The organism is Pseudomonas ficuserectae, assembly GCF_024584585.1.
GTDB classification, from domain to species: domain Bacteria; phylum Pseudomonadota; class Gammaproteobacteria; order Pseudomonadales; family Pseudomonadaceae; genus Aquipseudomonas; species Aquipseudomonas amygdali.
In genome coordinates, this window is record NZ_CP085684.1 from 2,112,481 (window position 1) to 2,129,142 (window position 16,662).

General features: G+C 58.8%; 9 protein-coding genes and 1 pseudogene. 3 read left to right on the plus strand and 7 right to left on the minus strand.

What is annotated here, in order from left to right; genetic code table 11:
- Positions 1-31: 31 nt before the first annotated feature.
- A complete protein-coding gene (locus tag LJU29_RS09360; protein ID WP_002552759.1) occupies positions 32-1,711 on the plus strand; it encodes an MFS transporter in 1,680 nt (559 codons plus the stop codon).
- Positions 1,708-2,865, plus strand: a complete 1,158-nt coding sequence (locus LJU29_RS09365; protein ID WP_054996511.1) for an HlyD family secretion protein — start codon at positions 1,708-1,710, stop codon at positions 2,863-2,865. Before LJU29_RS09360 ends, LJU29_RS09365 begins: the two co-directional genes overlap by 4 nt.
- A 583-nt stretch (positions 2,866-3,448) precedes the next feature.
- On the opposite strand, the gene LJU29_RS09370 is transcribed toward LJU29_RS09365, so the two are convergent.
- The 6 genes and pseudogenes from LJU29_RS09370 to LJU29_RS09395 all read right to left on the minus strand — a co-directional run bounded on the left by LJU29_RS09370 (position 3,449) and on the right by LJU29_RS09395 (position 12,869).
- Complete coding sequence (locus LJU29_RS09370; protein WP_257112134.1) at positions 3,449-5,065, minus strand: inorganic phosphate transporter; 1,617 nt, start codon at positions 5,063-5,065, stop codon at positions 3,449-3,451.
- Positions 5,066-5,181: 116 nt separating this feature from the next.
- Entirely contained in the window at positions 5,182-6,201 is a 1,020-nt protein-coding gene (locus tag LJU29_RS09375) for a transporter (protein WP_257112135.1), read from the minus strand.
- A gap of 170 nt (positions 6,202-6,371) precedes the next feature.
- The gene (locus LJU29_RS09380) at positions 6,372-7,193 is read right to left on the minus strand and encodes an aldo/keto reductase (protein WP_004660705.1); all 822 of its coding nucleotides are present in this window, start codon (positions 7,191-7,193) and stop codon (positions 6,372-6,374) included.
- Positions 7,194-7,296: 103 nt separating this feature from the next.
- Complete coding sequence (locus tag LJU29_RS09385; RefSeq protein WP_080953453.1) at positions 7,297-8,928, minus strand: methyl-accepting chemotaxis protein; 1,632 nt, start codon at positions 8,926-8,928, stop codon at positions 7,297-7,299.
- Positions 8,929-9,283: 355 nt separating this feature from the next.
- Positions 9,284-9,892, minus strand: coding sequence for a TetR/AcrR family transcriptional regulator (locus LJU29_RS09390; protein WP_004660707.1), 609 nt, complete (start codon positions 9,890-9,892; stop codon positions 9,284-9,286).
- Between the two features lie 106 nt (positions 9,893-9,998).
- Positions 9,999-12,869: pseudogene (locus LJU29_RS09395) on the minus strand (PAS domain-containing hybrid sensor histidine kinase/response regulator).
- 341 nt (positions 12,870-13,210) lie between these two features.
- Here LJU29_RS09395 and LJU29_RS09400 point away from each other — a divergent pair.
- Positions 13,211-13,864, plus strand: coding sequence for a TetR/AcrR family transcriptional regulator (locus tag LJU29_RS09400; protein WP_031599266.1), 654 nt, complete (start codon positions 13,211-13,213; stop codon positions 13,862-13,864).
- Between the two features lie 74 nt (positions 13,865-13,938).
- Here the strand turns inward: LJU29_RS09400 and LJU29_RS09405 are convergent, their stop codons facing one another.
- Positions 13,939-16,629: a beta-glucosidase gene (locus tag LJU29_RS09405; RefSeq protein WP_183137990.1), complete on the minus strand. Its 2,691-nt coding sequence runs from the start codon at positions 16,627-16,629 to the stop codon at positions 13,939-13,941.
- Positions 16,630-16,662 lie beyond the last annotated feature (33 nt).

Here is a 16,662-nt window from a genome sequence, read left to right on the forward strand (position 1 = left end):
GCACCCATGAAAGTCTCCATGACCGTTCTCTATGACTGATAAATATGCCCCGCGCGAGTGGGCCGCCCATGAGCGTCCAACCATGCCCGGCTCGCCTTCGACGCCTCTGCATTCCGATGCGCGGCGCTGGGCATTTGCGCTGGTGGGGGTGATCGTCGCGCTGACTGGCGGGCTCGGCAACGCGCTGGTGGTTGCCAACCTGCCCTATTTGCAGGGGGCTCTGGGTGCTACGTCGCAGGACATCGCTTGGCTGCCGGCTGCGTACATCATGACCAATGTGTCGATGAACCTGCTGCTGGTGAAGTTTCGTCAGCAGTTCGGTTTGCGCGCGTTCACCGAACTGTTTCTGGTGCTTTATGCACTGGTGACGCTGGCGCACCTGTTCGTCAACGATATTGACTCGGCAATCGCCGTGCGTGCGGCGCACGGCATGGTTGGCGCTGCGCTCAGTACCCTTGGGCTGTATTACATGATTCAGGCGTTTCCGCAGAAATGGCGGCTCAAGGCGCTGGTGCTCGGGCTTGGCACTGCCCAGCTGGCGACGCCGCTGGCCCGGCTGGTGTCAGAAGACTTGTTGCAGATTGCCCAGTGGCGCGGTTTGTACCTGTTTGAACTGGGTATGGCGCTACTCTCGCTGGGTTGCGTACTGCTGCTCAAGCTGCCACCGGGTGATCGTTTCAAGGCGTTCGAAAAGCTGGATTTCCTGACCTTCGGCCTGTTGGCTGGCGGTTTTGCGCTGCTCTGTGCCGTTCTCTCGCTGGGGCGCATTGAATGGTGGCTGGAAGCGCAGTGGATAGGTCTGGCGTCGGCGGCCTCCATTGTGCTGATCTGCGCCGGACTGGCCATCGAGCATAACCGAAGCAATCCGTTGCTGATCACGCGCTGGCTCGGCAGCGGGGCGATTCTGCGTCTAGGGCTGGCCGTTATCCTGTTTCGCGTGGTGCTGTCCGAGCAGTCAGTGGGCGCCGTAGGCTTTCTTCAGGCGCTGAACATGGGCAGTCAGCAACTGCACACGCTTTACATGGTGATGTTGCTGGGCAGTGTGGCCGGGTTGGCGGTCAGTGCGCTGACCATCAACCCTGCGCACCTGATCAAGCCATTGCTGATTTCTCTGGCGATGATGGCAGTCGGTGCCTGGATGGACAGTCATTCGACCAATCTGACCCGTCAGTCGAACATGTACCTCAGTCAGTTCCTGCTGGCATTCGGCGGTACGTTTTTTCTCGGTCCAACGCTGGTGCTGGGGATCAGTGGTGTACTGGCCAACCCGCGCAACATGGTGAGTTTTTCGGTGTTGTTCGGGATCACACAAAACATTGGCGGCCTGATCGGGTCTGCTGCACTGGGCACTTTTCAGATCGTGCGCGAGAAGTTTCACTCCAGTCACATCGTTGAGCACTTGACCCTTATCGACCCGCTGGTTCAGGCGCGATTGCAGAGCTACAGCGCCAGTTACAGTTCAGTGATTGCCGACCCGTCGCTGCGCAACACTCAAGGCATGCGCGCGATGGCTACGGCTGCGACCCGAGAAGCCAATGTGCTGGCCTACAACGATGTGTTCATGCTGATCGCCCTGATTGCCGTACTGACCATGATCTGGATTTCAGCCCGGGTCCTGTGGCTGAAAATGACCACTCAACCTTTGGCGTTGGCACCTGTAGCACCTGCCGCTTCGCCTTCCGTATCCAATTCCGGCGTTAAATCTTCATGAACGAATCCACGACCTCAGATACAGAAGCAACCCGCAGCGCGCCGCCACCTGCACCGTTGACGTCGCCGGTGACCAGCAAGCCGCGCTCGACCCGCAAGCGAGTCGTGTCTTCGGTGATTTTCGCTGCCGTCGCGCTGGTCGGGGTGCTGGTTGTGCTATATGCTTGGCAACTGCCACCGTTCGCAAGTCCGATCGAGAGCACCGAGAACGCCCAGGTAAAGGGCCAGACCACGCTGATCGGGCCGCAGTTGAGCGGGTATGTTTACGAAGTGCCGGTTCAGGACTTCCAGTTCGTCAAGGCCGGCGACTTGCTGGTGCGTCTGGATGATCGTATTTATCGCCAGCGCCTGGATCAGGCCATTGCGCAACTGGCGGTACAGAAAGCCTCGCTGGCCAATAACCTGCAACAGCGACGCAGTGCCGAAGCGACCATCGGCCAGCGCCAGGCTGAACTGCAGAACAGCATCGCCCAGAGCCGCAAGAGTGCTGCCGATCTGCGCCGCAATCAGGCACTGGTGACCGATGGCTCGGTATCGAAAAGCGAGCTTGATGTGACCCGTGCTGCCGATGCGCAGGCAAATGCCGCGGTCGCTGAAGCCAGGGCGGTATTGCAGATCGCCCGCGAGGATCTGCAAACGGTGATCGTCAACCGTGGCTCACTGGAAGCTTCAGTGGCCAATGCTCAGGCGGCCATCGAACTGGCGCGCATCGACCTGGACAACACCCGCATTGTCGCCCCGCGTGACGGGCAGTTGGGGCAGATCGGCGTGCGCCTGGGTGCCTACGTCAACTCGGGTGCACAATTGATGGCGCTGGTACCCGAGCAGCGCTGGATCGTTGCCAACATGAAAGAAACCCAGATGGCCCATGTGCGCCTTGGCCAGCCGGTAAGCTTTACCGTCGATGCGCTCGACGGTCACGAGATGCACGGCCACGTACAACGAATTTCGCCTGCCGCAGGTTCTGAATTCAGCCTGCTGCCTGCCGATAACGCGACCGGCAACTTTGTGAAGATTTCCCAGCGCATCCCGGTGCGCATCGTGGTCGATGCCGATCAGCCAATGCTCGAGCATTTACGGCCGGGCATGTCGGTGGTGGTGAGTATCGATACCAGCGTAGAGGGTGATGAACCACCGGGTCCCGAGGCACGATAATCTCGCCACCCCTATCGTGCGACGCAGAGCGTCGCGACCTGCATTCCCACGCTGGAGCGTGCGGAACGATCATCGCAACTATCGTGCGGCGCACCGCGTCGCGACCTGCATTCCCACGCCGGAGCGTGCGGAACGATAATCGCAACTATCGTGCGACGCTCCGCGTCGAGACCTGCATTTCTACGCTGGAGCGTGCGGAACGATCATCGCAACTATCGTACGGCGCTCCGCGTCGCGACCTGCATTTCCACGCTGGAGCGTGCGGAACGATCATCGCAACTATCGTGCGGCGCACCGCGTCGCGACCTGCATTCCTACGCTGGAGCGTGCGGAACGATCATCGCAACTATCGTGCGGCGCACCGCGTCGCGACCTGCATTCCCACGCTGGAGCGTGCGGAACGATCATCGCAACTATCGTGCGACGCTCCGCGTCGCGACCTGCATTCCTAAGCTGGAGCGTGAGGAACGATGATCGCAACTATCGTGCGGCGCTCCGCGTCGCATGCCTTTCTGGACGCTCCGCGTCCTCTTTGCGACCTGCATCAAGACTTGATGGCAGCAGGCACCGCTCGCCGAAGACCTCAAAACAGTTTGCTGAACACCCAGTACAGCGAACCCGAAAGCAGGATGGCAGCCGGCAGGGTCAACACCCAGGCGGTGGCCAGGTTGCGTAAGGTGCGCAATTGCAGGCCTGAACCGTTGGCGACCATCGACCCCGCTACCCCGGATGACAGAACGTGGGTGGTTGATACTGGCAGCCCGTACACGTCCGCCGCGCCGATGGTGAACATCGCCACGACTTCTGCCGACGCGCCTTGTGCGTAGGTCATGTGCGTCTTGCCTATGCGCTCACCTACCGTCACGACGATGCGTTTCCAGCCGACCATTGTGCCCAGCCCCAAGGCGATAGCGACCACAATCTTGACCCAGGTCGGAATAAAACGCGTCGCGCTGTCGATCTGCCCTTTGAACGCATCGAGCTTGGTCTGGGTATCGGCGTCGAAATTGCCTACCTTGTTCTTATCCATCACCCGAATGGTTTCCGAGGTCAGGTACATGTCGTTTCGAACGTTGGTTACCGCTTCCGCAGGCACCTTCGAGAGCGAGCCGTAACTGGCGACCTGATTGCCGATCTTGCCGGTCATGACCGCCAGCGCAGGGATCAGGTCGGGGCCTGCCTGTTTGCTGACCAGATAATCCGACAGGGTCTGGCGCGAGTCAGCCGGGGCAGGCAGGGGAGCACTGCGCATCAGTGCCTGCTGGGTGACTTCTGCCACCGCACCGAACTGAGTGGCCTGATCGGCCGGCATGGTGCGGTTGAGCGCATAGGCCATCGGCAGGGTACCGACCAGAATCAGCATGATCAGCCCCATGCCTTTCTGCCCGTCATTGGAGCCATGAGCAAATGATACGCCGGTGCAGGTCACGATCAGCATGGCGCGAATCCACAGCGGTGGCGGTGCATTGCCTTCTGGTGCCTTGTACAGCGCGCGGTTCTTGATGAACATGCGCATGGCCAGTAACAGCAAGGCGGCACAGCCGAAACCCACCAATGGAGACAGCAGCAGCGAGTAGCCTATTTTGGTCGCCTGAGACCAGTCCACGCCGCTGGTGCCGTCCCGTCCGTGCATCAAGGCGTTGGCGATGCCGACACCGATGATCGAGCCGATCAGCGTATGCGACGAGGACGCTGGCAAGCCCAGCCACCAGGTGCCCAGGTTCCAGATGATCGCCGCGATCAGCAGGGCGAAGATCATGGCGAAGCCTGCCGATGAGCCGGTTTGCAGAATCAGCTCCACCGGCAGCAGTGCGATGATGCCGAACGCTACTGCACCGCTGGAGAGCATCACACCGAGAAAGTTGAAGAACCCCGACCAGACCACCGCGAAGCCCGGTGGCAGGGAATGGGTATAGATTACGGTTGCGACTGCGTTGGCGGTGTCATGGAAACCGTTGACGAATTCGAACCCCAGCGCAATCAGCAACGCCACGCCCAGCAGCACGAACGGGGTCCAGGTGGTAACCAACGTGCCCATGTCATCGACATCCTGCTTGAGGCTGTAGCCAGTAAATAGCAGGCCAGCGATGAGTATCGCGAAGAAAATGACCATGGTCAGTCGACCCGGTTTGCGCCCGAAGTGAGTTGCCGACAGGCCCGCCCGGCCCGTCGCATCGGGAGAAAGTGCGTTTATAGCCATGTTCGCAATCCTGATTGAAAGAATATTGACATGGTCATTGCAAAATGTGACAGAGATGCGACATGCGAGTAATCAGTGGCCTTTTGCGCCAGATTTCTGACAACCGGCAGGCCGGGTCAATAATCGCCACGTTTGCGAAATGCCCAGCGTCCCGCGACCAGCGTAAACGTCGCGACCAGTGCCACCAGAATCCAGAAGCCTTCAGGGTCGGACGCCAATGGTACACCCCCCACGTTCATGCCGAAAAAGCCCGCGACAATGTTGATCGGCAATGCCAGAACCGTTACCACGGTCAGGGTAAACAGGGTTCTGCTGCTCTGTTCATTGAGGTTGGCGGCAATCTCTTCCTGCAACAGTTTGATGCGCTCGCCCAGTGCCGTGAGGTCGTTGATCACCAGCGAGGACTCTTCAATGGACTGGCGCAGCGCCTGGACATCCTGCTCGCGCAGCCATTGCGGAGGCTTGTGCAACAGGCGCATCAAAGAGCCCGGTTCCAGCGCCAGCAGGCGTTGCAGTCGCACCAGCACACGGCGCATGGCACCGAGTTCGGAGCGATTGTTGCTCAGTCGCTGTGAAAGCAACTGGTCCTCAATGCGGTCGACGTTGACGCTGGTCTTGCGCAGAAACTGGGTCAGCACTTCGCCTTGGTCACTGAGCAGGTGAGCGAGCAGTTCCAGCGGTGAATCGAACTGTTCGCCGCGCTTGACCGCTGAGCGCAACTTGTCTACCGAGCGCAGTGGCTGCAGCCGGGCGGTAATCAGCAAGCGCTGGCGGGCGCAGACCCACAAGGTCGAGATGTCGGTCGAGAGCCTGTTGAAATCGAACACCACATCGTTGACTACCGCCAGCAACGTGGCGTCGACGTGCTCGATTCGGGTAGAGCGCGAACCTTCGTGCAGGGCCTCGAAAAACTCTTCCGGAAGGTCCAGATGGGTTTTCATCCAGCGCTCGCAGGCTGCGTGCGACAGGTTCAGGTGCAGCCAGATGAAGTCGTTCTCTTCGGGAGGGTTTTGCAGGTAATCCAGCGCGGAGGTTGAGCCGATTTCCTGGCCACTTTCAGCGTGGCGAAAACGGAAGCCGTAGAGCAGACCGAAAAGGTCGGAGTCCTGATGATGGTGAGCAATACTGTGGTTCATGGCTGTCCACGTGCGGCCTAGCCCGGGCAGGGAGGCGAAGGCCGCATGATGACAAGGCGTTATTTCATATTTGTGACAGCTTGTTGCGAGGTGTGTCATCTGTCACATGAAGAGACGGCCGCATTGGCGGCCGTTCAGTCAATCGACAGCTGCGACTGCATCGACACCGGTCAGACCATTGCCAGCGGTACTTTGCGAGTCGGCGCTGGCCAGGCCAGGTCAATGTCGGCCAGGTCGCGCTCGGTGAGGCGAATCTGCTCGGCAGCGATGTTCAGACGAATATGCTCCGGGTTGGTCGCCTTGGGAATGGCGATCATGTTGTCCTGACGCAGCACCCATGCCAGGGAAATCTGCGCCGGTGTTGCATCGTGGCGTTTGGCGATTTCGTGCAGGGCAGGGTGATAGAGCAGATCGCCTGCCTGGCCAATCGGGCAGTACGCCATCAATGGCAGGTGGCGATCAGCGCTCCACAGCATCAGGTCGAACTCGATGCCGCGTTGTTCCGGGTTGTACAGCACCTGATTGGTCGCGCAACGCGGGTTGTTCAGCTCGATCATGTCCGGGACGTCAAAGTTGGAAACACCCCAGGCGCCGATTTTACCCGCTTCCTGCAAGCGTTCGAAGGCTTCGACGGTTTCGGTCAGTGGGTACTGGCCCGGCCAGTGCAACAGATAAAGGTCGATGTAGTCGGTGTTCATCCTTCGCAGGCTTGCTTCGCACGCGGCCGGGATACCGCTGCGGCTGGCATTGTGCGGGTAGACCTTGCTGACCACGAATACCTTGTCGCGTTGCCCGGCGATGGCTTGCCCGACGATCTCTTCGGCAGCGCCGTCGGCGTACATCTCGGCGGTGTCGATCAGGGTCAGGCCCTGTTCGATACCCAGGCAGAGGCCAGCAATTTCTGCCGAGCGCAGGTGCCCTTTTTCACCCATGTGCCAGGTGCCCTGACCCAGCACTGGTACAGTTCTGCCTGCCAATTCCAGTGTGCGCATGTGACCCCCTGCAATAAATAAGCAGCTAAATGAGCGGTTTAGTAAGCAGGTGTCAGGCAACAAGAGGCGCACTAGGTTCCGTGCACCCCATCGCAATGCAGATTTAAACCCGGAACTGCTTCAGCAGCCCGTTCAGTTCTTCGCTCAAGTCGCGCAGGTGCAGGCTGGCCGAAGTCGATTGTTCAGCGGCGAGTGCAGTGCTTTGGGACAGTTGCGCGGCCTGGGTCACGTTCTGGTTGATGTCGTCTACCACATGCGTCTGTTGCAGAGTAGCGCTGGCAATGGAGGTGTTCAGGCTATTGAGGTTGCGTAGCGCCTGACTGATGGACGTCAGGCTCTGGCCTGCCTGGTTGGCCTGCTCGATAGTCAGTTGCGAGGAACGGCTGCTGTCGCCGATTACCTTGACCGCCGCGTCGGAATGCTTTTGCAGGCGTTCGATCATGGCCTGGATTTCTGCAGTCGACTTCTGGGTGCGCTGGGCCAGCAGACGTACTTCGTCAGCCACTACGGCAAAGCCACGACCCTGTTCACCTGCGCGTGCCGCTTCGATGGCGGCGTTCAGTGCCAGCAGGTTGGTCTGCTCAGCAATCGAACTGATGACTTCCAGTACGCTGCCGATCTGCGTGCTCTCGCTGGCCAGACTCTGCATCACTTCAACGGCTTGGCCGATGGTGGCGGACAGGTGCCCGATCTGACGCAGGCTGTTATCGATGTTGACCTGACCCTGCTGCGCCTGTGACTCGGCATCACGCATTTCGTTGGCGGCCTGCTCGGCGTTCTTGGCCACGTCTTGTACGCCATAGGTCACTTCGTTGATCGCGGTGGCAACCAGGTCCATTTGTTGGGACTGCTGCTCGCTGCGTTTCTGCGCCTGCCCGGCATTGCTGCCCAGATCCGTTGAGGCCTGGCCCAGCGCTACTGCCGAATTCTGCAACTGGCCGACGACATTGCGCAGCTTGGCGACAAAGGCGTTGAAGTGAACGCCCAGCTCGGTGATTTCATCCTTGCCGTGGGTTTCCAGCGTACGGGTCAGGTCACTTTCGCCACTGGCGATGCTGGCCATTGCACCGACCGCCGCTCTCAGCGGTCGCACGATACTGCGCACAATCATGACCAGTAGCAGGACCATGACCAGCACGATGCCTGCGATGAAGATGCCGGCGTTCCATAGCTGTGCCTTGAACTCTGCCGCTACGTCATCGACGTATACGCCCGACCCCAGAATCCAGCCCCAGGGCTGAAAAAGCTGCACGTAAGAAGTTTTTTTCACCGGCTCGCTGGCACCGGGCTTGGGCCAGCGGTAATTCACCATCCCGGCACCCTGGGCTTTGACCAGCGTGACCATTTCGTTGAACACCGCAAAGCCGTCCGGGTCCTTGATGGTCGATATGTCCTGGCCTTCAAGTTTGGGGTTGGTGGGGTGCATGATCATCACCGGGCGCAGGTCGTTGATCCAGAAGTAGTCGCTCTGGCTGTAACGCAGGCTCTTTATCTCTTTCAAGGCCTGCTGTTGCGCAGCCTCGCGTGTCATGCCGCCTGCAGCTTCAAGCCCCTGATAAAACGAGAGGATGCCGCTGGCAGTCTGCACCACATGCATGGTTTTCTCGGCCTTGGCCTGATACAGGTCGTTATGCAGCTGCCTGAGCAGCGTCGCCGACAGGACGAAGAGCATCAGCACTGAAACGACAAGAATCAGCCACAGACGGCGACTGATGGACAAACTGCGCATACTCATGATTGGCATCCCATGCATTATTTTTTTTCTTCTGATGACTCCGATCCGCGCAACGCGCGATTCAGAGCCTTTTAAGCATCTCGGCGCATCCTGACCAAACATGAGCGGCCGATCACACTTTTTAACGGCGTACATCGCTATGGCGAAAGGCTTACAGCAACAGACGCGATTGGCTCTATCGACGGACCCTCAGTGAATGTAGGATCCAATTCAACAGCTGCAGCGAAGGAACGCCGCAGCGATCAGGGAAGATCGACCATTGCCAGGAGGCTACTGACAGGATGTCGGAATGGTCATGTTGCAAAACCACCCGCTTCGGCGGGTTTTTTGCGTCTGCAGCAAAGCGGGGTGGGGTTCAGCGGTCCGGCTCGCAACCCTTGAGCACCAGCCTGAGAATGGTCCGGGTCGCGGCCTCGTAATCAGCGTCCTCCAGTTTCGCCTTGCCGGTGACGGTTGCGATCTGCCAGTCGAAATCTGCATAGGTCTGGGTCGCGGCCCAGATGGTGAACATCAGGTGATGGGGATCGAGCGGGGCGATCTGCCCGCTGTCGATCCAGGCTTGAATGCATTCGATATTGTGCCGCGCCTGCCCGTTGAGCTGTTCGATCTGCTCTGACGTAAGGTGCGGGGCGCCGTGCATGATCTCGCTGGCGAACACTTTTGAGGCGAAGGGCAGGTCACGGGAAATCTGGATCTTCGAACGGATGTAGCTGCTCAGCACGTCGGCCGGTACACCTTGAGGATTGAACGGCGTCGACGCTTGCAGGATGGGCTCGATGATGCTTTCCAGCACCTCGCGATAGAGGTTTTCCTTGGATTTGAAGTAGTAATAGACGTTGGGCTTGGGGACACCGGCCTTGGCCGCGATATCGCTGGTCTTGCTGGCGGCGAAGCCCTTGTCGGCGAATTCTTCGCTGGCAGCGCGCAGGATGAGTTCTTTGTTGCGCTCGCGGATACTGCTCATGACCCGGTTATTCCCTTGCCTGCATGGCGGTCGCGCATGTTAGCACCGGGTTCGCGCAGCGCTCAATGTCGAAGGCCCGAAGCAGGATCGCAACGAGCCGGTTGCATCAGGCGCTCATCAATTCCTGGACTCGGGCAGCCAGAGCATCAATCGCAAACGGCTTGGTCAGTACCCGCATGCCTGGCCCGAGCTGCTCGTCACCAATGGCAGCGTTTTCTGCATAACCGGTGATGAACAGGGTTTTCAGATGCGGACGTACTTCGCGTCCCGCGTCGGCCATCTGTCGCCCGTTCATGCCACCGGGCAAGCCCACGTCGGTGATGAGCAGATCGATATGCACGTCCGAGCGCAGCAGTTTGAGGCCGGCCAGGCTGTCGGCCGCCTCGATCAGGGTATAACCCAGATCCCCGAGCGCGTCGGTGAGCAGCATGCGTACCGTCGGTTCGTCGTCCACGATCAGAATGGTCTCTCCAGACTGGGTAAACTCGAACGGCGCCTGGTGCACATCGCTCTCGTCTCTGGTCGCTGTACCGTCGTAACGTGGCAGATACAGGGATATCGAGGTTCCTTTGCCCACCTGCGACTGAATGCGCACCCGACCGCCGGACTGATTGGCGAACCCGTAAATCATCGACAGACCAAGACCGGTGCCCTGACCAATGGGCTTGGTGGTGAAGAAGGGGTCGAATGCCTTGGCGATGACATCGGGCGTCATGCCTGTGCCGGTATCGGTCACGCACAGCGACAGATAGTGACCCTCAGGCATATCGTGCATCCGCGCCACATCACCTTCTATCCATTGGTTGTTGGCCTCGATCGTGATGCGCCCGCCGTCCGGCATCGCGTCGCGGGCGTTGATACACAGATTCAGCAGCGCGTTCTCCAGCTGGCTTGCATCGACCAGCGTTGGCCATAGACCTATGGTGCCAATGGTTTCGACCACGATGCTGGGGCCGACCGTGCGCTGGATAAGGTCTGTCATACCTTTCATCAGCCTGTTCACGTCGGTCGGCTGTGGGTCCAGTGTCTGGCGTCGGGAGAAGGCCAGAAGCCTGTGCGTCAAGGCCGCGGCGCGCTTGGCAGCGCCCTGTGCGGTGACGATGTATTTGTCTACATCGTTCCAGCGCCCTTGTGCAATACGGGTGTTCATCAATTCCAGAGCACCGGAAATGCCCGCCAGCAGGTTGTTGAAATCATGGGCGAGACCGCCAGTCAGTTGCCCCACAGCTTCCATTTTCTGCGACTGACGCAGCTTTTCTTCAGCTTGCATCAGTTCCGCAGTGCGTGCTGCCACGCGCTGTTCAAGCGTGTCGTTGAGCGAGCGCAGCGCTGCAGTGGCCCGGTCGCGCTCGGCCGCCACAGCACGTCGTTCATCGACGTTGATGAGCACGCCAGGGAAGCTCAGTGGAGTGCCGTCATCGGCACGGTCGACACGACCGTTCGCCTCGATCCAGTAGTAGAGGCCGTCGGCACGGCGGACCCGATACTGGTGGGCATAAACACGCCCACTGGTGATGACCGCGTTGATCGCATCGATCAAGCCTTGTTTGTCTTCGGGATGAACAGTGGCAATGACCTGTTCCAGACTCAAACCATCGAAGCCCAGAGCGGGGTCAAGACCAAACGCCTTGGCGAAGGCTTCGTCGACGGTAAAGCGGTCGGCCGTCAAGTCCCAATGCCAGGTACCGATAATCGCACCCGCGGCGAGGGCGAGCTGAACGCGGTCGACGTTCGCGCGTGCGACGGCTTCGCTGGTGCGCAATCGCTCCTCGGCGTTGCGTCTTTCCGTCACGTCACTGAAGATGACTGCAATCTGTCGATCAGCCGGTTCACCGACACGCACCGCTCTGACTTCAAACCAGCGCTCGAACGCCTTGGCGTAATTCTCGAAATTGGCAGGTTCGCCGGTTTTGGCGACATGGCCATAAGCCTCAAACCAGAAACGCTCCAGGTCTGGAGCAAACTCGGTCACCCACTTGCCACGCAAATCGACACCGGCCTGACGTTCAAAGGCAGGATTGACCTCGATGAACCGGTAGTCTACCGGGCTGTCGTCTGCATCGAACTTGACCTGAATGATGGCGAACGCTGCTTCGATGGTCTCCAGCATGGCTCTGGAGCGCTCTTCGCTCTGGCGCAGCGCGTTTTCTGCCTGTTGCATCTGTGACATGTCGAGCATCGCGCCGATCATGCGTACGGCTTTGCCCTCGTTGTTGCGTATCACATGACCACGGTCCAGAACATTGGCATAAGTACCATCGAATCGGCGAAAACGGTATTCATCGGTCCAGGCAGTGCCGCTGCCGTCAATCAATGCATGGATAGAGTGGTAAATGCGTGTCTGGTCATCGGGATGGATCTGGGCTATCCACCAGTTACCGGAGGTGTCCAGTGTCGCCAGGGGGTGGCCGTATGCCTGTTCCAGCGCGTCATTCCAGAGCACGTGGTTGGCGGTAAAATCCCAATCCCATATTGCGTCATTGGTAGCCTTGGCGGCCAACCGGTAACGTTCCTGGGCTTCTTCGGTTGCGCGTGCCACCAGATGCTCCCGGGTGCGGTCGCGCAGGATCTTGACGAAGCCAAGGTGAGTATTTTCCTCGTCCTACAGCGGCATCATTTCGCCAGACGCCCAGAACAGCTGACCATCCCTGCGCAGGTGCCAGCGTTCGTCCGACGCTCGGCCGACGCTCAGAGCGAGTTGCATTTCATGTTCGATCCGGCCGCAGGCGCGGTCCTCCGGCGTGAAGAAACACTCCGCATCCTGCCCGACCATTTGTGCAGCGGACCAGCCTAACACCTGTTCTGCACCCGGATTCCAGTCGGTAATGATGCCGTCTGGATCCGTGAGGATCATGGCAAAGTCCAGCGCGCTGTCAAAAGCCGCACGCTTGCGCGCCTCCCGGCTGGGCAGTGCTGCTGCGCCGTTTTCCGGCCCGGCGTCGATACCGGCTTCTTCAAGTGCTGCGCGCAGGTGCACGACCTGTGCTTCCAGCTCTTCTCTTGTCAGGTATTTCAGAGCGCCTCCGGCTCACATGTTAATTGTCTGCATGGTCGGGCATCTGCCCGTGGCTGCTTTTCGCACTGCAATCTCACTGTCGAGGTCGACGCTTGCCAGCGCCCCTAGCGTCCGGGTGTCAGGTGCCGTACTTTGGGTATGTCTCTCTATGGCTATCGACATTCAGTCGGGCTTCGGTATGCATCGGCATGCGTGCGGGTTTCTTTAAAGGGCGTCAATATCGGTGCTCAGGCCTTTTTTCCGGGTTTCTTTCGGTCGCATGCTACGATTTATCCTTTCGTTGTGCGAACAGTGCCCTTCGTATGTCCGTGAATTCAAACAGTTCTGATACACCCGCCACAGTCAAGCAACCTGCGGTGAAGCGACGTCTTCCCAAAGGGGAGGTGCGCAAGGCAGAGATCATTCAGGCAGCCATGACCATCTTCGCCCGGGATGGCTATGCGGGGGCCTCGTTGTCTAACATTGCCAAGGTTGCAGGTCTCTCTCAGGTCGGATTGCTGCATCATTTCCCGACCAAACTGGTGTTGTTGCAAGCTGTTCTTGAACATCGGGATCAGTACGTTGCTGCCAGGTTGCAGGACGCCGGGCAAGTCGCTTCGCTGGAGGGGTTCATGGCCTTTCTGAAGCAGGTCATGAGTTTCAGCATCGAAGACGCCTCCGTCAGCCAGGCGCTGATGATCATCAACACTGAAAGTCTGTCGGTCACGCACCCTGCACACCGCTGGTTCAGTGAGCGTTTCCAGATTGTGCACAGTCATCTTCAGACGCATCTGAATGTGCTGGCTCAGGCAGGTGAAATTCGCCAGGACATTGATGTCAGGCAAATCAGCCTTGAGATAGTTGCGATGATGGATGGCATGCAGATTCAGTGGCTTCGATCGCCAGCAGACGTGCAGATAGACAGCGCATTTGCCAGGTTTCTCGAACGACTGGCGCAGGAACTGGCAGGGCGCTGATCAACGATCAATCGCATGAGAGTAATCGGTGGTCGCATCGACCACCGATTAACGCTACTCAGAATGGCTGTTGCTTAGTAAGCCTGCTCTGCCTTGACTTGTACTGCCTTGCGCAGGGGGACTGGAAGGGGGTTTGAATCTCGTGTGGTCAGTTGCTCCGGATAAAGCGCTACTACCGTGCGGTCGAGTGCCAGGTTTTCCGAGTCCTTGCCCACCAGGACCTTGAACTTGCCAGGGTCGACGTTCCAGCTCACCGAATCGGGTGAGTAATAAGCGAAAGAACGCGAGTCCAGTGCAATCGTGACGGTTTTGCTTTCGCCTGGCTTCAGGTAAACCTTGGTAAAGCCCTTCAACTCTTTCTCCGGGCGATCAACCTGAGGCCTGGATGGCTGCACATAAAGCTGAGCCACTTCAAACCCTGCCTTGTCGCCAGTATTGGTGACCTTGAAAGAGGCCTGAATGGTCGCGCCCGGAGCCAATACGTTGCTCGACAGTTTCAGATCACTGTACTCGTACGTGGTATAGGAAAGCCCGAAACCGAATGGATAGAGCGGTTTGGTGTGCTTCTTGTCGTAACCGCGATAGCCCAGGTACAGGCCTTCGCTGTAGGTCATTTCAACTGGAGGGTTGGCGCTGCTGAAATAGTACGGCACCGGGTTCGAGTAGGAAGCATAGCTGGGGTTGTCCTGCGCCTTCTTGTCCAGGGTGATCGGAAGCTTGCCCGACGGGTTGACCTTGCCATACAGAATTTCGGCCAGTGCCTGACCACCCTGTTGCCCCGGATACCATGCGTGCAGAGACGCAGCTACCTTGTCAGCCCAGGGCTGCATATCCATACCACCGCCACCGTGCAGTACGACGATGGTTTTGGGGTTGGCTTTCTGAATGAAGCTGATCAACTCGGACTGGAATTGCGGCAGTTCGAACGGCCGATCAAGCGACTCACCCTCGTATTCGAAGTTATTGCCGGCGGCTACCACGACAGCGTCGTAATCCCCCAGGTTCTTCGGTGGACGCAACGCTGCCCAGCTCATCTGCACGCCGTTCATGCCGCCCAGTACCGGGGTGAAGTTGCCCTTGAGCCGGCGGTATTCGAGGCGCACGTTGTATTCGCTGCCAGCCTTGAGGTTCACGGTTTTAACCGTCCGCGGAACCACTGGAATCAGGTCGAACGAGACTTGCGAGCCCTCATCCTCAAGCACCAGCTCGTCATTGATCCAGAGTTTATAGGCACCGTCCGCCCGTACCTTGAACACCTGAGGGCCGCTGATCGTCGGTTTGATCTTGCCGGTGAAACGCGCCGAGAACGAGCCTGCTGACGGGGTATAGCCGTTGACTGTGCTGGTGCCGTTATCGGTCTGGTTGGTGTTGGTAATCCAGTCCAGATTGATGCCGGGTTCGACGCGGGTTGCAACCGGGTCGCCGGACAGCGAGGTATTGGCGTAATACTCGGCTTTTACACCGGTATTGCTGATGGCCTGTTGGTCTTTAGCGGGCTGATACCAGACCGACGACCTCGGGTTCAGGCTCATCTGTGAAAGGTATTCCACGTTGGATGTGTTAGACGCCAGTTGCTTGAGCCCGCTCAGTTCAGTGACATAGCTTGCGGGCGCCGAATAAGCCGTACCGAACGGCGCGGTCGGCGGCTGCATGGCCAGATCACCGATGACCGCTATCTTTGCGTTTCTGGACAGTGGCAGCAGAGGCTTGTTTCCGTCTACCGGCTGGTTGCGCAGCAGGACTATCGACTCTCTGGCCACGTTCAAGGCCGCCAGTTGCCCGTACTCACGATGCTCCAGCGGTTGCGCCTTGTTGATTCCCTTGTCAAAACCGTAGCTGACCAGCGCTCTCAGGTTCCTGCGCACCTTGTCATCGATCACGTTCTGATGCAGTTGACCATTCCAGATGTAAGGCAGCAGTTTGGCTTCAGTAAACTGGAGCCCGCTGGGCATGTCGATATCGGTACCCGCCCAGGCGCCTTTGAAGGCGTCCTGAACCGAGTTGAAATCGCTCATGACGTTACCTTGAAAGCCCCATTGGCCTTTCAGGATGTCGGTGATGAGGTGGTGGTTTTCACACGCATATTCGCCGTTGATCTTGTTGTAGCCGCACATGATCGAGGCGATATTGGCGTTCTTGACCAGTGACTCGAAGCCAGGCAGATACAGCTCCTGCATCGCTCGCTCGTCAATCTTCACATCCAGATAATGACGGTTCGCTTCCTGCTCGTTCATCAGGTAATGCTTGGCGGCCGCCTGGATGCCTTGAACCTGGATACCGTTGGTGACTGCCGGTGCCAGTACTGCGCCGAGAAACGGATCTTCCCCGCTCATGTACTCAGCCGCCCGGCCGTTGAACGGCGTGCGGTACAGGTTGATGGCTGGTGACAGCATCTGCTGCCCACCCGCGATGCGGGTTTCGTAGCCGATGGCCAGACCGAATTCCTTGGCCCGGTTGATGCTCCAGGTGGCTGCGAGTGCTGACGGGGAAGGGTACTGCGCACCGAACGTCTTGCCGCCGACCAGCACGCCCATCGCCGAATCATAGGCGACCGTACCCTGCAGGTTGAACTTGTCCAGCTTCGGAATCATCCGGCCGTCGTCAACGCGCGAGAAATTGATTTTTTCCGATTGCGTCATGGTGTCGAGCATTGCGCCTACGCGCGCTTCGACTTCATTGCCTGTCATCGGCGTCACAGCGAACACGCCGCCTGCCTGGGCGATACCGAGCGCCAACAGGCTCAGGCCCAGGCCTTGTTTGATCATGGACACGGAGTTATTCCTTACGTCATTCATAGG

What these genes read in the sequence shown, in the direction of transcription:
- LJU29_RS09360 (WP_002552759.1), top strand. Translation starts at nt 32, where the DNA reads ATGACTGATAAATATGCCCCGCGCGAGTGGGCCGCCCATGAGCGTCCA.
- LJU29_RS09380 (WP_004660705.1), bottom strand. Translation starts at nt 7,193, where the DNA reads ATGCGCACACTGGAATTGGCAGGCAGAACTGTACCAGTGCTGGGTCAG.
- LJU29_RS09370 (WP_257112134.1), bottom strand. Translation starts at nt 5,065, where the DNA reads ATGGCTATAAACGCACTTTCTCCCGATGCGACGGGCCGGGCGGGCCTG.
- LJU29_RS09365 (WP_054996511.1), top strand. Translation starts at nt 1,708, where the DNA reads ATGAACGAATCCACGACCTCAGATACAGAAGCAACCCGCAGCGCGCCG.
- LJU29_RS09390 (WP_004660707.1), bottom strand. Translation starts at nt 9,892, where the DNA reads ATGAGCAGTATCCGCGAGCGCAACAAAGAACTCATCCTGCGCGCTGCC.
- LJU29_RS09405 (WP_183137990.1), bottom strand. Translation starts at nt 16,629, where the DNA reads ATGATCAAACAAGGCCTGGGCCTGAGCCTGTTGGCGCTCGGTATCGCC.
- LJU29_RS09400 (WP_031599266.1), top strand. Translation starts at nt 13,211, where the DNA reads ATGTCCGTGAATTCAAACAGTTCTGATACACCCGCCACAGTCAAGCAA.
- LJU29_RS09375 (WP_257112135.1), bottom strand. Translation starts at nt 6,201, where the DNA reads ATGAACCACAGTATTGCTCACCATCATCAGGACTCCGACCTTTTCGGT.
- LJU29_RS09385 (WP_080953453.1), bottom strand. Translation starts at nt 8,928, where the DNA reads ATGAGTATGCGCAGTTTGTCCATCAGTCGCCGTCTGTGGCTGATTCTT.